Below are 16,904 nucleotides of genomic sequence, written 5' to 3'. Positions count from 1 at the left end.
TTTGTCTGCCCCGAGATTCTGATATGGACTTCCGCCACCTGGCCTTCCTGGCCAGTCAGCCTTCTGCTGCCGTAAAAAACCGCGAACATTTCTGGGGCATGCCCAAACGTGGCCTGGCATTCCTGCTGGCCAACGTCATGTTCTGGCAGCCGATGTGGGCGCAGGCGGACGGAATCGTGGTCAGCGCGCCCGGCACCACGCTCGACCGTGCGGGCAACGGCGTGCCGATCATCAACATCGCTACACCCAATGGCGCAGGTCTGTCGCACAACCAGTTCCTCGATTACAACGTGGACGCTCAAGGCCTGATCCTCAACAACGCGACCAGTCGCACTCAATTGACGCAGATGGGCGGGATCATTCTCGGTAACCCGAACCTGCGCGCAGCGGCTGCGCAAACCATTCTCAACGAAGTCAACGGCGGCAGTCCGAGCCAGTTGCGCGGTTACACCGAAGTGGCGGGGCAGTCAGCGCGGGTGATCGTGGCCAACCCGTACGGCATCAGTTGCAACGGTTGCGGCTTCATCAATACGCCGCGTGTGACCTTGACCACCGGTAAACCGGTACTTGATGGGGCGGGTCGTCTGGATCGTTTTCAGGTCGATCAGGGCAGCGTTTCCATCGATGGCAAAGGTCTGGATGCCAGCGCTGTCGACAGCTTTGAAATCATCACCCGCAGTGCGCAGATCAACGCGCAGATCCACGCCAAACGCCTGAACATCACCACCGGTCGCAACGATGTAAACGCCGAAACACTCAACGCGACCGCGCGTGCCGATGACGGCAGCGCCAAACCGCAACTGGCGATCGACTCTTCGGCACTCGGCGGGATGTACGCCGGAGCAATCAAACTGGTCGGGACCGAGGCCGGAGTCGGCGTGAAGCTGGCAGGCGAACTGGCGGCCAGTGCCGGGGATATCCAGATCGACGCCAATGGCCAACTGACGATGGCGAAGGCGACGGCCAGCAATGCTGTCGACATCAAGGCCAACAGTCTTGAAGCCCAACAGGCGATTTACGCGGGCACGCAACTGGCGGTGCAAACCGCACAGGATCTGGTCAACCAGCAAAGTCTTGCCGCCAGGGACAGCGTTCGCCTGACCAGCGGTGGCAAGTTGGTCAATGCCGGCGTGATCGAGGCCGGGGTGAACGCGGACAACAGCCGCAACAGCAATGGCGATCTCACCATCAACAGCGGCGCCGTTAGCAACCGTGGCAGTGTGTTGGCCAGTCGTTCGCTGAGCGCCAATACCGCAGGTTTGTTCGATAACCAGAACGGTATCGTTCAGGCCAAAAACGTCGCGCTGAGCGCCACTCGCCTGGTCAACCAAGGTATTGGTGCGCGGATTTACGGCGAAACCAGCCTGGCGTTCAACGTCCCGGCCATCGTCAACCTCAGCGGCTTGATCCGCTTCGCCGATGGCCAGGCGGCAACGCTCTCCGTCGACAATCTGGACAACCGCAAAGGCCGGATTGAAATCGCCGGCGGCAGTCTGAAACTCAATGCTCGGGCGCTGCACAACGACGACGGCAAAATCATCGCCGGACGTCTGGATATCGATACCCGACAACTCAATAACGCTGGTGGCCTGATTGCTGCCAGCCAGAGCAATACCAAAGTCGTTGCCCACGAACGTCTGGACAATGGCAAAGGCAAGATCCAGGCAAAGACCGACCTCGTCGTTTCGGGCGCCGAGCTGCTCAATCAGGGCGGTACGTTGGCCGCCGATTCGATTCGGATCACCGGCACTCGGCTGGACAACAGCAGCAAGGGTGTCATCAGTGCCGAAAACGGCAATGTTGATCTGACGCTGGATCAGGATCTCGATAACCACGACGGCAAGATGCAGGCATCGAAGCATTTGAACGTCGTGGCCCAGAGCATCGACAACCGCGATGCCAGTCTGACCGGTAAAACACTTGGGCTCACCAGTCGCGGCAAACTCGACAACACCCAAGGCACGATTTCATCCGATGACAGCGTGCTGACCAGCGAAGACATGGACAACACTCAGGGCCTGATTCAGGGCAACACGACCCTGAACCTGACCGCACGAGATCTGGACAACACCAACGGCCAACTGCTCGGCGGTGTTGCCGATGCGACGCTGGACAATCTCACCAGCAATGACAAAGGCGCAATCAGTGCCGAAACCGGCAAGCTCACGCTGGTCGTCAACAAGCACCTGAACAATGCCTTGGGTCGATTGCAAGCCAGTCAGGGCGACGTGGATGTTCACGCCGGCAGTGTCGACAACCGCAAAGGTGTGGTGGCCGCGCAACAATTGCTGTTGGTCGCTCGCAATGGCCACATCGATAACCGTGGCGGGCGGGTGATCGGCGATCGCCTCGACCTGCAAGCCGCCAGCCTCGATAACGGCGAGGGCGGTCTGTTGGCGGCGGGTGTTGACGGCGCTCGGCTGATTCTCAAGCAAACCGTTGCCGGTCAGTCGCAACTGCTCAATCAAAAGGGCCGGATCCAGAGTGACGCCGACCTGTACATCGAAAGCGACACAGTCGACAACAGTGCCGGTGTCCTTCTGGGCAAAACCATTGAAGTCAACGCGACCCAACTGAACAACAGTGACAAGGGTGGCATCGTCGGCACGGGCGGTGACATTACGCTGAAAATCGCCGGGGTCTTCAAAAACGTCACGGGCGTGGTCGACGCCGCTGAGCAGCGCCTGCTGCTCGAACAACTGGTCGAACTCGACAATCGCGGCGGCACATTGCGCGGCCAGCGTCTGGACATCACCAGTACGTCGATCGACAACCGTGACGCGGGCCAGATCATTGCGGGCAGCGATGGTCTGAAAATCATCGGCAGCACCGTGCTGAATCAGCAGGGCGCGATTCTCGCCAATGGCAGCCACGCAGAACTTGCGCTGGGCACCGGCAACCTGCAGAACCAGGGCGGTACGCTGCAGGCCGACACCCTCGACATCACCAGCGCCGACCTCGACAACAGCGCAGTCAACGGCAAGGCCGGTTTGATCTCCAGCCTGCTGGGCGATTTGAAGTTGACGGTGACACGTCTGACCAACCGCGCCGGCAAGATCTTCGGCAAAGACCAGGTCGTTTTCGATGGCTCCAGCCTGGACAACGCGGGCGGCGAGATAAGCGGCAATCGACTGGGCCTCGAAGCGGTCAGCCAGATTCTCAATCAGGGCGGACTGATCGAGTCGGCGACGGACCTGAAACTGATCGGCGGCCAACTGAACAACAGCGCTGGCGGGCAGATTCGCGCACTGGGCGGAGCGTCCAGCCAGATCAAACTGAGCGGCAACCTGAACAACCAGAACGGCGTCATCGAGATCGGCAGCCAGGATCTGGAACTTGCCGGTGCCCAGCTCAACAACCTCAGCGGCAGCGTTCGTCACGCCGCTCAAGGGCTGTTTGATCTGGACCTGAGCAACTTGACCGGCACTCAAGGCAGTCTCACCGGTTTGGGCAAAGGCGTTTGGGATATCGCCTCGGTCAATGGCGTGGGCACCTGGCAATTGAACGGTGGCCTGACCTACACCAGCGCGCAGGGACTGACCCTCAACGCCGGGGATCGTATCGCCAGTGCCTCGGCACTCAAACTGAATGTCGCAAGCCTGGAAAACGCCGGCGAACTGGCCAGCGACGGTGACCTTACGCTGAGCCTGGGTGGCAACCTGATCAACAGCGGACGGGTGTCCGCCAAACAGAAACTCGTTATCGGCGCCAACGACCTGATTCAGCAGGATGGCCGTCTGGTCAGCGGTGGCGACACCGAGCTGACGCTGCGCGGCACGCTCGACAACCTGGGTCGACTGATTGCCAACCAGAACCTCACGGTCTCCGCTGCGCGAATCGACAACAAAGGCACGCTGGGCGCGCAAGGCAATCTTCTCTTCAATGCCACCAACGGCATCAGTAACGGCCCTGACACGCTGTTGTTCAGCGGCGGCACGATGGAGCTGCACGGCAACAGCCTGAGCAATTTCTATGGCGATATCTACAGCCGCGGCAAGCTGACATTCGACGCTGTGGGCGGTGGCCGGGCCTCATCGTTCAGCAACCTGTCGGGCACCATCGAAGGTGAGGGTGACATCGACATCAACGCCGTTTCGTTTGAAAACGCCAAGGCCGAATTCGAGATGACCTCGGGGCAGTCGTCCGGGAGCTTGAGTTGGGTCTGCGCTCAGCACTGCGGCGGCGGCGATGGCTGGAAGCGCGGCTACATCACCATCAATACCGAGTTCAACGACAAGGTGTTGAAGGACTCGCGTGCGGCGCGATTTGTCGCGGGCAAAAACCTCACCATCCAGGCCAATAACGTTGAAAACCGTTACAGCCTACTAGCGGCGAATGGCGATCTGACCGTAACTGCCGACAATCTGTTGAACCAGGGCGCAGTCTCGCGCTCGGGCCATCGGGTGGTGAAGATTGGTACTCCAGGTCACATCGACAACAGCCTCTGGGACAAGATGGAATTCGTCGACATCCCGGCCTTCAACGCGGCGACCGCAGCGGGCGACTTCGACGAGGAGCGCTTCAACGAGTTGGTCAGCCGTTCCAGTGATGATCGTTTCTTGCAGACAAGCGACGTCACAACTTGGGATGAAAACGGCAACAACGTCTATGCGGCGGTGCTCCAGGCCGGTGGCAAAGTCAAACTGGACGTCGCTCACAGCATCCAGAACGGCACGCTCTACGACAACACCTACGATCAACTGACCGGCAAGCTCTCCAGCGATCAGACGACCTCGGTGGGCGGCATCAACATCAACCTGGGCAAGCACAGCACCGACGCCAGCGCCCAGGCGCCGAAGGACGTCACCCGGATCGAGCGCGTGGACGCCGATGGTGTGAAGCAGATCAGCTTCGTGCCTGTCGACTTCAAAGGCGTGCCGTTTGCCGCTGTGGATCCGACGGCGTCCTCGACATTCCGTCTGCCGAAAGGCCCGTACGGCATGTTCGTGCAGAGCTCGAATCCGCAGAGCCGTTACCTGATCGAAACCAACCCGGAGCTGACTCAGTCCGCGCCGTTCATGAGTTCCGATTACTTGCTGGGCAAACTCGACTTCAGCGCTGACGAAGCGGCGCGCCGACTCGGCGATGGCCGCTACGAGACGCGACTCATCAGCGACGCGGTGATGGCCCAGACCGGCCAGCGTTTCCTCGCTGGTGGCTTGAACAACGATTACGAGCAGTACCGCTATCTGATGGATAACGCGCTCGTCAGCAAGAACGAGCTGAACCTGTCGGTAGGCGTGAGCCTGACGTCCGAGCAAGTGGCGGCATTGACCCACGACATCGTCTGGATGGAAGAGCGCATTGTCGACGGTCAAAAAGTGCTGGTGCCGGTGCTCTATCTGGCCCAGGCCGAGTCACGCAACGTGCGTGGCGGCAGTCTGATTCAAGGGCGCGACCTGGAACTGATCGCGGGGAATGATCTGGTCAACGTCGGCACGTTGCAGGCGACCAAGGATCTGTCTGTCGACGTCAAAGGCAGTCTTTATCAGGGCGGGCTGGTCGAGGCCAACGAGCGCATCACGCTAATGGCCTCCGACAGCATTCGCAACGCATTGGCCGGTGAGATTCGCGGCAATCAGGTCAGCCTCACCAGCCTCAAGGGCGACATCGTCAACGATCGCACTGCCGTCGCCGTACGTGACGGCAACGGCATGCGCACCCTGGTGGACGAAGGTGGCAACATCAGCGCACGCGACACGCTGACCATCAAGTCGGGCAACGACCTCGTCAACTCGTCATCCATCAGCAGCGGTGGCGACGCCACCCTGAGTGCCACCCGCGATATCAACCTGTTGGCGACGCGCAACGAAAGTGAACTGCACGAGTCGTTCGATGGCGGACATCGCTCGGTCATCACCACCACCGTGGAAAACCTCGGCTCCAGCGTGAAAAACGGCGGCAACCTGAAACTCGATGCCGGCCGCGACCTCAACGTCGTGGCTAGCACCGCCGAGGCCAAGGGCAACCTGACCGCCGACGCCAAACGCGACATCTACCTGTCCTCTGCGGGCGACGAACACAACGTCGAAACCCACAGCAAGGACGGCAAGAAGCGCGTTCACGAAGAAGACAACCACACCGTCCAGAAGGCTGCCGAGTTCATTGCCGGTGGCGATGTCAAAACCAACTCCGGTCGCGACACGACCCTGGTGGCAAGCAAGATCAGCGCAGGCAATGAAGCCTATGTCTACGCGGGCAATGATCTGAATCTGCTGGCCGCGCAGAACAAGGACTACACCCTCTATGACATGAAGGAGAAGGGCGGCTTCGGCAACTTGAAACTTCAGCGCGACGAAGTCACCCAGATCACCCATGTCGGCAGCGAAATCAAGACCGGCGGCAACCTCTCGCTGGTCAGCAAGGGCGACCAGACCTATCAGGTGGCGAAGCTCGACAGCGGCAAGGACATCATCCTGGACAGTGGCGGCTCCATCACCTTTGAAGGGGTGAAGGATCTGCATGACGAGAGCCACACCAAAACCAACAACAACGCCGCATGGGTATCCGCCAAAGGCCGCGGCAATAGCGACGAAACCCTGCACCAGACCCAGATGATTGCCAAGGGCAACATCGTGCTGAAGGCCGTTGATGGGCTGAAGATTGATATCAAGGATGTGAACCAGGAGTCGGTCAGCCAGACCATCGACACCATGGTCAAGGCAGATCCGCAGTTGGCGTGGCTGAAGGATGCTGAAGCGCGGGGGGATGTTGATTGGCGGCGAGTGAAGGAGATTCACGAGTCGTTCAAATATGAAAACTCTGGAGTGGGCCCGGCAGCACAGATAGCAATTGCGATCATGATGTCGTTCGTCATGGGCCCCGGAGGGCTAGCCTTGGTCGGCGGTGGCGCTGGCGGGGCATTTGCCACGGCTATGGCCACCACCGCTGTGACCAGCACCATCAACAACAAGGGTAACCTGGGGGCTGCTTTCAAGGAGACCTTCAGCGCCGATAGCCTGAAAAACGCGGCGATCGCCGGGTTTACGGCAGGCGTGCTCAACTATGCAGACGCCAACTGGTTTGCGGGTGGAACCAGCAAAACTGCAAACATCCTGACGAGCAGCAACATTACTGACGTCGCAATCCGTACGACCGGTCGGGCGATCATCACCAGTGGCATTTCGACCGCCATTGGCGGCGGCAGCTTTGGTGACAGCTTTGGCGCGGCACTGGTGGGGCAGGCGGGTAGCGTCGCCATGGCAACCGGGTTCAATTGGGTGGGTGACACCATCAAGTTTCCAGACGGCAGTCTTGAGAAAACCGTCGCGCATGCGCTGATGGGAGGCTTGCTTTCGAAGGCAACTGGCGGTGATTTCGCCACTGGCGCGGCAGCAGCGGGACTCAATGAAGCGCTGATGAATCAGCTGGTCAACTTTGCGGATGGCAACGACCAGTTGCACCTGATGATGTCACAGCTAACGGGGCTGCTTGCCGCCGCAGCGGTGGGTGGGGATCTCCAAGAGGGCGCCGAAATTGCCAGGAACGCCACACAGTACAACTGGCTGCTACACAAAGAAGTCACAGTGGCGGATAAAGCTAGAGCAGCTTGTGGTTCAGGTGATGGTGCTCAAGCGTGTCGGGACAATGTCACCCGGGCGGTCGCAGCATTGGATGCCGAAAGACAGCGTGATATGGAGGAATTGGGACGTAAGATTCAGCTGCAAGCACTTCAGGAAGGGTGGACGCTCGAGCAGTTCAATGCAGCCAAGGCCAGTTATTTTTCAGGTATTGATCCAAAAGAATTGACCAGTGTTTACCCTCCATCGACGGACCCCGGATTTTTGGCCAGAGAAGGATGGATAGGGTTCCAGAACCGAGCTGTTGAGTGGCCAGGAGGAGTGGTTGACACTGCAAAATCGTTCTGGAATGCCGTTTCATCACCTTTCGACACGCTGGGTTCCATCGCAGGCGGTATTAGCGGGGTAGCGCTCGGGTTCAAGGACTGGATTACCAGTCCGATCCCTTCGCATACCCTCGAAAGGGAGTTTGACAAAGTAGCGACTGCCTCCGCCGAGCAGTTAGGTGGTATGGTTTTTGACACGAGTACCGGATTTGCTACGGCTTATATTGGAGGAAGAGCTGTTGAGTGGATTGGTGGCAAGTGGGTTGATGCGAAGGGTGGTTCGATAATTGATGGTGCAAAAGGCACAGCGGGAACGCCAGTAACGAAGGGGCCTTGCTGCTTTGCTGCGGGTACGAAAGTTTCTACACCGCAAGGCGACCGCGTTATTGAGTCGCTCAAGGTGGGAGATGTTGTATGGAGCAAGCCTGAAAAAGGGGGCAAGCCGTTCGCTGCTGCCATTCTGGCAACGCACCAGCGTTCGGATCAGCCGATCTACCGCCTCAAGCTCAAAAATGTTCGTGGTGCTGGGGCAGCGGAAGGCGAAACCCTGCTGGTTACGCCGAGCCACCCCTTCTATGTACCCGCCAAACATGACTTTATTCCTGTCAAAGATCTGGAACCGGGTGACTTGCTGCAGTCACTGGCTGATGGTGACAGCGAAAACACCTCGTCCGAAGTCGAATCGCTTGAGCTGTATCTGCCCGAGGGCAAAACATACAACCTGACGGTCGATGTGGGGCATACGTTCTACGTTGGCGAGCTCAAGACCTGGGTACACAACACTGGGCCTTGTGATTTGCCTCCGGATTATTTTGCGGATGGTGCAAAAGGAACTGCCAATACACCCAGGTTCATTGCGGACTCTTCGGGTAACACTATTGATATAAATTTTACCAAGGGACTCAGGGAAACGAATGTGACGGTCACGGGAGCGCGTGGAGGTGTTCAGTATCCGTTGCAAGGGCAAACGCCCAATTCTTATGCCAATCTTGGAAATGGGCATGCTGTCGTCTATGGCCCTGAGGGCCGTGCGCTGTACGATGTCTCAACATCTAGGATTAAAGTGATCGAATGGAACCAGGCACCGAATGGCGCCTATTTCCCCAAGAAGGGAAATGACACAAAAGCCTTTGAGGGAAGTGTTCCTCAGTCGGTTCTGGATAGCTTAGGGTTGAAATGATGAAAATTTATAAGGGTAATATTTCGAAAGAGTCATTGAATCTGTTCGTTTCGGACATAGGTTCCGGGGAGTTCTTTTCGTATGTAGGTAATCTCGTTTCATTGGAACAAACAATTTCTGTTCTGGGTTTGCTTTCTCCTGATTTTATTGAGGTCGATGGTCACGTCTTCTGGCTGCCTAATGCTGAACAATATGATCCCCATAAATTGCCTTTGAGGGGGATGGTCGAGACTGAAATTGGTGTGTTGGAAAAAAGTACATTGCGTAAAAACGTTGAACGGTATAGGAATATTTTTTCAATAAATCAGTTTTTTTCAAGATGGGAAGATGCGCCGGATAGGCCGGTATTCAAGGTGGGACTGTCAGAAGAGGATTATCGCCTTTGCCATTTGTTTGCCGAGCAGCTCGCTGGATATTGGAAGCGCGCGTTATCAGACTGCTTTCCAGGAAAGGATTTTCAGTTTGAAATTGCCGATGACCTTCTCGATGAATATGGGGTTTGCCTAACTTTCTGGCAGTCATAGTTTAAAAATGGGGCAGGTTTATTTGATTTAATAAGTCTGTCCCGTTTTTTCAGGTCCAGTTCACCCTGGGTCGGTGATCCCTCAATTTTTTGAGTTGAACCTTGATAGTGGCGTCAAGATATGGGTTGATGGGAACGCAACGAAACATATCGCCGAATACGCGGCCTATAAGGCGGAGCTTTACACTCCAGAGGCAGTTAGATTGGCTAGTCAAGTTCAATTAAATAGTCTGAAGACAGCGGTAGAAATGGCTGCTAGCTCTGGGATAGAGTACAGAAAGGTAATAAATGTTGATGGCTGGGAGTTAATGTTTGCACCTCCTAAATCTGAAGGCCAGCTGCCGGCTCTTTATCACGCAGTGGTTAGGTCGAAGTGAATATGTTGAAAGTTACTGGGTTTAAAGAAGGATCTCGAGCAGAGATTCAGTTTGGCGAGTATGTAATTGCTGACGTTGTTTTCGAGGGAGAACGGTATCCGGCTGCCCCTTTGTACTGGCGTGTTGGTGATTTTGCAGAGTCTCTGTTGGAAATAGGTATTAATCGGGTCAGTGGCGCTGTTGCCAAAGTTTGCCTTGTTGCCTGTGGGGAGCGTAAGGTTCTGCAAGATCATAGGCGGCATTTGGCGGGTAGTTCTATAAGTGGTATTCCTGTTTTTGACATTGCAGACTGGCCGGATAGTCGGTACAAAGATGAGATTGGCTATTTGGAAGTTGCAGAGAGCGAAGCGGTGCTTGTAATGTTTTTTTCTTCCGATAAGGTCGTTGAATTAGTGTATGAGTTTTCGGGTGTAAGGTTTGGTGTTGCTTTGGGGGGGGCGTTGATTTGGATTGCTGTAGATAAGTTAAAGTGAAAGGCGCCATTGGTTTAAATGTTGGTAACAAGTTGGCGCGGGCGACCTACCACATCCTGAAGGGGAAGCAGCCTTTTGACGCTAAATGCTGTTTCGCCTGAAGGATGTCAGCTATCAACTGACCAAAGGAGATAAGTTCAGCTATTCCGATGCATTCATTGCGACGCTGGTCGGCGCCCTGACACAAGGCAAGGGGTTTGTCATGACCCAGAGTATGGGGCTGAGCGGCTCGTATGCCGGCAGTTTGATCAAGGGTGAAGATCCAATCCTGCCAATGATCGGCTCGTTTGCCGGGACGACCATCGGGTTCAAGGGTGGTCCTTTCATGAGCAATACGCTCAAGCCGCACATCGGAGAAGCGGCGGCGACGACAGTGGGCAATTCGTCGGTTTCCTATTTATCTGAAATGATCGGAGACGGCATTCAGAGTCTGGGAGGTAAAAAGTGAAGACTGACAAAATCACTATTCGCCTGGTCGTCGGATTGTTGATCCGGTGCTTTCTGTTTTTTGTTTTCGCAGGCGCATGCGGTGTGGCAATTGTCACGCTAGGTCATTACTTCAAGCATGGTGAATGGGCGTACAACCTGGACTGGCTCATCCGGGCACTGATCGGCGCCGGAATTTATTCTTCCTTTGTTTCCGCGTACTTGTTAATACATACGTTTCTTTTCAGACGCAGAATCAGACGCGAGAAAGAAAAAGACTGAGCTCTGGAAGAATGCATCCAATAAAAACGCCCCGAACCTGTCGGGGCATTTTTTATTGTGGATACCCCCTGCGGCGTATTACCGAAACGCCGGCACCACATGCTTGATAAACAGCTCCAGCGACTTCTTCTTCTCCGCATGCGGCAAGCTGTTGTCGCACCAGAAACTGAACTCATCCACCCCCAGTTCCTGGTAGTACTTGATCCGCGGAATGATCTCTTCCGGCGTGCCGATCATGGCCGTCTTGTGCAGGCTCTCCAGCTCAAACTCCGGACGGCCGGCAAACTTCTCTTCGGGGCTCGGTGCCAGGAAGCCGTTCACCGGCACTTCCTTGTTGCCGAACCACGCATCGAACGTGCGGTAGAAACGTGAGATTGCTTTAGCGCCCACCTTCCAGCCTTCCGGGTCATCCGCCGAGTGCACGTGGGTGTGACGCAGCACCATCAATTGCGGACGCGGCACATCGGGGTTGTTGTCCAGCGCAGTCTGGAATTTGTTCTTCAGATCGAGGACTTCTTCATCGCCCTTCATCAGCGGCGTGACCATCACGTTGCAGCCGTTGGCCACGGCGAAGTTGTGCGAGTCCGGGTCGCGGGCGGCGATCCACATCGGCGGGTTGGGCTTCTGGATCGGTTTCGGCACGCTGGTGGAGGTAGGGAATTTCCAGATCTCGCCATTGTGGGCGTAATCGCCTTGCCACAGGGCGCGGACTACCGGGACCATTTCCCGCAGTGCCTGGCCACCGCTCGAGGCGGGCATGCCGCCGGCCATGCGATCGAATTCAACCTGATAGGCGCCACGCGCCAGGCCGACTTCCATCCGGCCGTTGCTGATCACGTCGAGCAGGGCGCATTCACCGGCGACCCGCAGCGGGTGCCAGAACGGCGCGATGATGGTGCCGGCGCCCAGGTGGATGGTGGTGGTTTTGGCCGCGAGGTAGGCCAGGAGCGGCATCGGGCTCGGCGAGATGGTGTATTCCATGGCGTGGTGTTCGCCGATCCACACGGTGCTGAAACCGCCGGCCTCGGCCATCAACGTCAGTTCGGTCAGGTCTTCGAACAGTTGACGGTGGCTGACGCTTTCGTCCCAGCGTTCCATGTGTACGAACAGGGAAAATTTCATGACGCTACCTCGAATCTCTTGTGGTCGGCCGGTCGCTTGCCGGCCTGTTTAAGTGCAATCGTGCGGATCAGGCGAAGGCGGGCAGGGCACCCATCTTGCCGTGGCAATACACCAGCGGGCCGGCGTCCTGATGAGGGACGATGAGGTTTTTCACCGCGCCGACCATGATCGCGTGGTCGCCGCCTTCGTATTCGCGCCACAGCTCACATTCGATGATAGCTGTCGCGTTGGCCAGGATCGGGTTGCCCAGTTCGCTTAGCGTCCACTCGATGCCCTGCGCCTTGTCCTTGCCTTTGCGGGCGAAGGCATAGGCTTCGCTCTGCTGGCCGCCGGACAACACGTGAATGGCAAAGCGTTTGTTCTTGATCAGGACAGGGTAGGAGTCGGAACTGTAGTTGGGGCAGAACAGCACCAGGGCCGGGTCCATCGACAGCGAGCTGAAGGCGCTGGCAGTGAGGCCGACGATCTGGCCGTCGTCATCAAGCGTGGTGATGACGGTAACGCCGGACGGGAACGAGCCCATGACTTGTTTGTAGACGGCAGCATCGATCATTGGTCAATCCTCGAGTGCGGTGAAGCGTGTTTTTATGTGTTTATGGGTCTGATGGTATACCGTAATACATCGATTGCAAGCGCTTTTTTGGTGAAACGATAAACGTGGTTCATCCGTCGGAAACTCAGCATTTACGGGGCTTTTCTCTAGCCGTGAACGCTGGCTATCAGGGAGGATGCCGGATCAGTTACTGCCGTAAACAGCGGATCAGTCTTGTGAAAATGTTGGAATACCATAATATGGTCTTCATCTGAGGGGCCGCCACGAAGCTCCCCCGGTTTGGCTTCATACAACGATAAGAACAGACCCAATCGAGTTCATTTTTATGTCCCAGATGTCCCGGCAAGATCCGTTGATCGAGAATCACACGGTCGACTATGTTCCACTCGCGGAACGCCACGGGAAGGCCCGCGACCTTTTCACCCTTTGGTTCAGCACCAACATTGCGCCACTGCCCATCGTCACCGGCGCCATGGTGGTTCAGGTGTTTCATCTCGACCTTTTCTGGGGGCTGCTGGCGATTGCGCTGGGGCACATGATCGGCGGCGTGGTGATCGCCCTGGCATCGGCGCAGGGCCCGCGCATGGGTATTCCGCAGATGGTCCAGAGTCGTGGCCAGTTCGGGCGTTACGGTGCGCTGTTGATCGTGTTCTTCGCAGCGATCATCTATATCGGGTTCTTCATTTCCAACATCGTGCTGGCGGGCAAATCCATTGTCGGCATCGCGCCGTCGGTGCCGGCGCCGTTGAGCATTCTGATCGGCGCCCTGAGCGCTACCGCCATTGGTGTGATTGGCTACAACTTCATCCACACGCTAAACCGTATTGGCACCTGGGTGATGGGTAGCGCGCTGCTGGCGGGGTTCATCTACATCTTTGCCCATGAGTTGCCGGCGGACTTCTTTACCCGTGGCAGCTTCAATCTTTCGGGATGGCTGGCGACGGTGTCGCTGGGGATCATCTGGCAGATCAGTTTCTCGCCGTATGTCTCCGACTATTCCCGTTACCTGCCGGCGGACATCGGGATCAGCAAGCCCTTTATCGCGACTTACCTGGGCGCCACGCTGGGCACGATTCTGTCGTTCACGTTTGGCGCGGTGGCGGTGCTGGCGACGCCGGAAGGCACAGAAGCGATGGCAGCGGTCAAGCAATCCACCGGTTGGCTGGGACCGATTCTGATGGTGCTGTTCCTGCTCAACATCATCAGCCACAACGCGCTGAATCTGTATGGCGCGGTGCTGTCGATCATCACCTCGATCCAGACCTTCGCCAGCCAATGGACGCCGAGCATCAAGGTTCGAGTGATCTTGTCGAGCATCGTGCTGGCGGGGTGCTGTGTGGTGGCGCTGGGCGCGTCGGCGGATTTCATTTCCGAGTTCATCGGCCTGATTCTGGCGTTGCTGCTGGTGCTGGTGCCGTGGGCGTCGATCAACCTGATCGACTTCTACCTGATCAAGCGCGGCAGCTACGACATCGCCTCTATCTTCCGTGCCGACGGCGGCATTTATGGGCGCTTCAACCTGCACGCGATCATTGCCTACTTCATCGGCATCATCGTGCAGCTGCCGTTCGCCAACACATCGTTGTATGTCGGGCCGTACGCCAATCTGGTGGAAGGCGCGGACCTGTCATGGCTGGTCGGCCTGATCGTGACGTGCCCGCTGTATTACTGCCTGGCGACCCGTGGACGGACGCAGCAGAGCAAGGCGACCCGGTTGGGTTTTACTGACTGATCTTCCGCAGTCTTCTCAAACAATGCCCGGCACTTTGTCGGGCATTTTTGTTTCCGCATTCCGGCGGTCATTCAAATTGGCCATTTCGATCCCCTTTTGGCCGATGGGCTACTGTGCTGCGTCTACGCTGTCAGCAAGAATCGAAGCCACAACTAAATGCTGCACCTTCCTTGCCCTTGGCTGATCTGACAGCCGCTGCCGTGTACAGAACATAAAAACCATCGACTCACGCTGCATTCGGGGAAACACAACATGGTCACGATGAAACGCATTCTGGGCGCTACTGTTTTCGGGCTGACGCTGCTGGCCAGCGCCGTACAGGCCGAACAGCGCGAACTGCGGGTGTACAACTGGGCGGATTACATTCTGCCGTCGGTGCCCAAGGATTTCGCCGCCAAAAGCAACATCAAAGTGACCTGGGACACCTTCGACACCAACGAATCCCTGGAAGCCAAGCTGCTGACCGGCAACTCCGGCTATGACCTGGTGGTGCCGTCGAATCAGTTCCTCGATACGCAGATCAAGGCTGGCGTGTTCCAGAAACTCGACAAGTCCAAGTTGCCGAACTGGAGTCATCAAGACCCTGCGCTACTCAAGTTGCTCGACGCCAACGATCCCGGCAATCAGTACGGCGTGCCCTACATGGTCGGCACGGTGCTGATCGGTTTCAACCCGGCCAAGGTCAAGGCTGCGCTGGGCGAGAATGCGCCGGTGGACAGCTGGGATCTGGTGTTCAAACCGGAGAACATGGAAAAACTGAAATCCTGCGGCGTGGCGATGCTCGATTCGCCGTCGGAAATCCTGCCGCTGGCCCTGCATTACCTGGGCCTGGACCCGAACAGTCAAAATCCGGCCGACTATGAGAAAGCCAAGGACCTGATGCTCAAGGTTCGCCCCTACGTCACCTACTTCAACTCGGCCAAGTACATGACCGACATCGCCAACGGCGACATCTGCGTGGCCATCGGTTATTCCGGCAGCTTCTACCAGTTCGGCAACCGCGCCAAAGAAGCGAAAAACGGCGTGGTGGTCGACTGGCGCTTGCCGAAGGGCGGCGCGCCGATCTGGTTTGATACGTTCGCTATTCCCAAGAGCGCGAAAAACGTTGAAGAGGCTCACGAGTTCCTGAACAACTTGCTGGAGCCGAAGGTCATCGCCTCGATCAGCGATTTCCTTGGCTACCCGAACGCCAACAAGGATTCGCTGCCGCTGATCAACAAGGAAATCACAGACAATCCAAACCTGACACCGACCAGCGAGGCGTTGAAGGAGTTGTACGTGGTGCAGCCGTTGCCGCAGAAACTGGAGCGGGTGCGGACGCGAGTGTGGACCAGCATCAAGTCGGATAAATAAGCCCAAAACCGAGGGAGCGAACCACATTCGCTCCCTCGGCCATTATTTCGCCTGACTTTCCTCGGGCGACTTGTCCTTCGTCAGCACCAGACTCAGCACCACCGACGCCAGAATCAGCCCGCCAACAATCGCCAGCGACCACTCCACCGGCATGTGAAACCACGGCATCACCGTCATCTTCCCGCCGATGAACACCAGCACCAGCGCCAGTCCGTACTTGAGCAGATGGAAACGGTCGGCCATGTCCGCCAGCAAAAAGTACAGCGCCCGTAGCCCCATGATCGCGAAGATGTTCGAGGTGAAAATGATGAACGGGTCGGTCGTCACCGCGAAGATCGCCGGGATGCTGTCGACCGCGAACATCAGGTCGCTGGCCTCGATCAGCACCAGCACCAGAAACATCGGCGTGGCCCAGCGCACACCGTTCTGCAGCACGAAAAAGCGCTCGCCGTGAAAGCCGTTAGTGATCCGCAGATGCCCGCGAACCCAGCGCAGCAGCGGGTTGTTATCGAGGTCCGGTTGCTGCTCGGCAAACACCAGCATCTTGATCCCGGTGATGATCAGGAATACGCCGAACACATACAGTAGCCAGGTGAATTGCGACACCAGCCACACCCCGGCAAAGATCATCGCCGCGCGCATCACGATCGCCCCCAGCACGCCGTACAGCAGCACTCGGCGTTGCAACTCCGGCGGCACGGCGAAGTAGCTGAAGATCATCACGAAGACGAACATGTTGTCGATCGACAGCGATTGCTCGATCAGGTAACCGGTGAGGAACTCCAGGGTCTTCACCTTGGCGATGTCGGGACCGAATTCGCCGTTGAGATACCACCAGAGCAATCCGGCGAAGGCCATCGCCAGCATGCACCAGGCAATTACCCAGGATGAGGCTTCCCGCACAGAGACCCGATGCGCCTTGCGCCCACCGAAGACGAACAGGTCAATGGCCAGCATGGCGAGGACAAAAACGATGAAGGCGACCCACATCCAGGGTTCGCCGATGTTGATGGGGTGCATGCCGTTCTCCCTGTCTT

General features: G+C 57.2%; 9 protein-coding genes. 6 read left to right on the top strand and 3 right to left on the bottom strand.

Going from position 1 to position 16,904, the window contains the following annotated elements:
• Nucleotides 1–23: 23 nt before the first annotated feature.
• The 4 genes from QR290_RS17315 to QR290_RS17300 all read left to right on the top strand — a co-directional run bounded on the left by QR290_RS17315 (nucleotide 24) and on the right by QR290_RS17300 (nucleotide 10,847).
• Nucleotides 24–9,026, top strand: coding sequence for a DUF637 domain-containing protein (locus tag QR290_RS17315; RefSeq protein ID WP_289203188.1), 9,003 nt, complete (start codon nucleotides 24–26; stop codon nucleotides 9,024–9,026).
• Nucleotides 9,026–9,550 (top strand): hypothetical protein, encoded by a 525-nt coding sequence (locus QR290_RS17310; protein ID WP_115079963.1) that lies wholly within the window; start codon nucleotides 9,026–9,028, stop codon nucleotides 9,548–9,550. Before QR290_RS17315 ends, QR290_RS17310 begins: the two co-directional genes overlap by 1 nt.
• A 378-nt stretch (nucleotides 9,551–9,928) precedes the next feature.
• The gene (locus QR290_RS17305) at nucleotides 9,929–10,399 is read left to right on the top strand and encodes a hypothetical protein (RefSeq protein ID WP_115078236.1); all 471 of its coding nucleotides are present in this window, start codon (nucleotides 9,929–9,931) and stop codon (nucleotides 10,397–10,399) included.
• A gap of 85 nt (nucleotides 10,400–10,484) precedes the next feature.
• Complete coding sequence (locus QR290_RS17300; protein ID WP_289203187.1) at nucleotides 10,485–10,847, top strand: hypothetical protein; 363 nt, start codon at nucleotides 10,485–10,487, stop codon at nucleotides 10,845–10,847.
• Nucleotides 10,848–11,185: 338 nt separating this feature from the next.
• On the opposite strand, the gene QR290_RS17295 is transcribed toward QR290_RS17300, so the two are convergent.
• Both QR290_RS17295 and QR290_RS17290 read right to left on the bottom strand, forming a co-directional pair.
• Nucleotides 11,186–12,229, bottom strand: a complete 1,044-nt coding sequence (locus QR290_RS17295; protein ID WP_007950451.1) for an LLM class flavin-dependent oxidoreductase — start codon at nucleotides 12,227–12,229, stop codon at nucleotides 11,186–11,188.
• Nucleotides 12,230–12,296: 67 nt separating this feature from the next.
• Nucleotides 12,297–12,782: a flavin reductase family protein gene (locus QR290_RS17290; protein WP_115078233.1), complete on the bottom strand. Its 486-nt coding sequence runs from the start codon at nucleotides 12,780–12,782 to the stop codon at nucleotides 12,297–12,299.
• Nucleotides 12,783–13,107: 325 nt separating this feature from the next.
• Between QR290_RS17290 and QR290_RS17285 the strand changes: the two genes are divergently transcribed.
• Complete coding sequence (locus tag QR290_RS17285; RefSeq protein ID WP_289203186.1) at nucleotides 13,108–14,514, top strand: purine-cytosine permease family protein; 1,407 nt, start codon at nucleotides 13,108–13,110, stop codon at nucleotides 14,512–14,514.
• A gap of 252 nt (nucleotides 14,515–14,766) precedes the next feature.
• Nucleotides 14,767–15,867 (top strand): polyamine ABC transporter substrate-binding protein, encoded by a 1,101-nt coding sequence (locus QR290_RS17280; protein ID WP_115078231.1) that lies wholly within the window; start codon nucleotides 14,767–14,769, stop codon nucleotides 15,865–15,867.
• 42 nt (nucleotides 15,868–15,909) lie between these two features.
• Here QR290_RS17280 and QR290_RS17275 read toward each other — a convergent pair whose 3' ends face one another.
• Nucleotides 15,910–16,887: a TerC family protein gene (locus QR290_RS17275; protein ID WP_289203185.1), complete on the bottom strand. Its 978-nt coding sequence runs from the start codon at nucleotides 16,885–16,887 to the stop codon at nucleotides 15,910–15,912.
• Between the last annotated feature and the right edge of the window lie 17 nt (nucleotides 16,888–16,904).

Source organism: Pseudomonas fluorescens, assembly GCF_030344995.1.
In the GTDB taxonomy this organism is placed as follows: domain Bacteria; phylum Pseudomonadota; class Gammaproteobacteria; order Pseudomonadales; family Pseudomonadaceae; genus Aquipseudomonas; species Aquipseudomonas fluorescens_BF.
Note: the sequence above shows the minus strand (reverse complement) of the source record. Positions and strands in the feature narration are given on the sequence as shown.

Coding starts and splice junctions, on each gene's coding strand:
- QR290_RS17315 (WP_289203188.1), top strand. CDS start 24: ATGGACTTCCGCCACCTGGCCTTCCTGGCCAGTCAGCCTTCTGCTGCC.
- QR290_RS17310 (WP_115079963.1), top strand. CDS start 9,026: ATGAAAATTTATAAGGGTAATATTTCGAAAGAGTCATTGAATCTGTTC.
- QR290_RS17305 (WP_115078236.1), top strand. CDS start 9,929: ATGTTGAAAGTTACTGGGTTTAAAGAAGGATCTCGAGCAGAGATTCAG.
- QR290_RS17300 (WP_289203187.1), top strand. CDS start 10,485: ATGCTGTTTCGCCTGAAGGATGTCAGCTATCAACTGACCAAAGGAGAT.
- QR290_RS17295 (WP_007950451.1), bottom strand. CDS start 12,229: ATGAAATTTTCCCTGTTCGTACACATGGAACGCTGGGACGAAAGCGTC.
- QR290_RS17290 (WP_115078233.1), bottom strand. CDS start 12,782: ATGATCGATGCTGCCGTCTACAAACAAGTCATGGGCTCGTTCCCGTCC.
- QR290_RS17285 (WP_289203186.1), top strand. CDS start 13,108: ATGTCCCAGATGTCCCGGCAAGATCCGTTGATCGAGAATCACACGGTC.
- QR290_RS17280 (WP_115078231.1), top strand. CDS start 14,767: ATGGTCACGATGAAACGCATTCTGGGCGCTACTGTTTTCGGGCTGACG.
- QR290_RS17275 (WP_289203185.1), bottom strand. CDS start 16,887: ATGCACCCCATCAACATCGGCGAACCCTGGATGTGGGTCGCCTTCATC.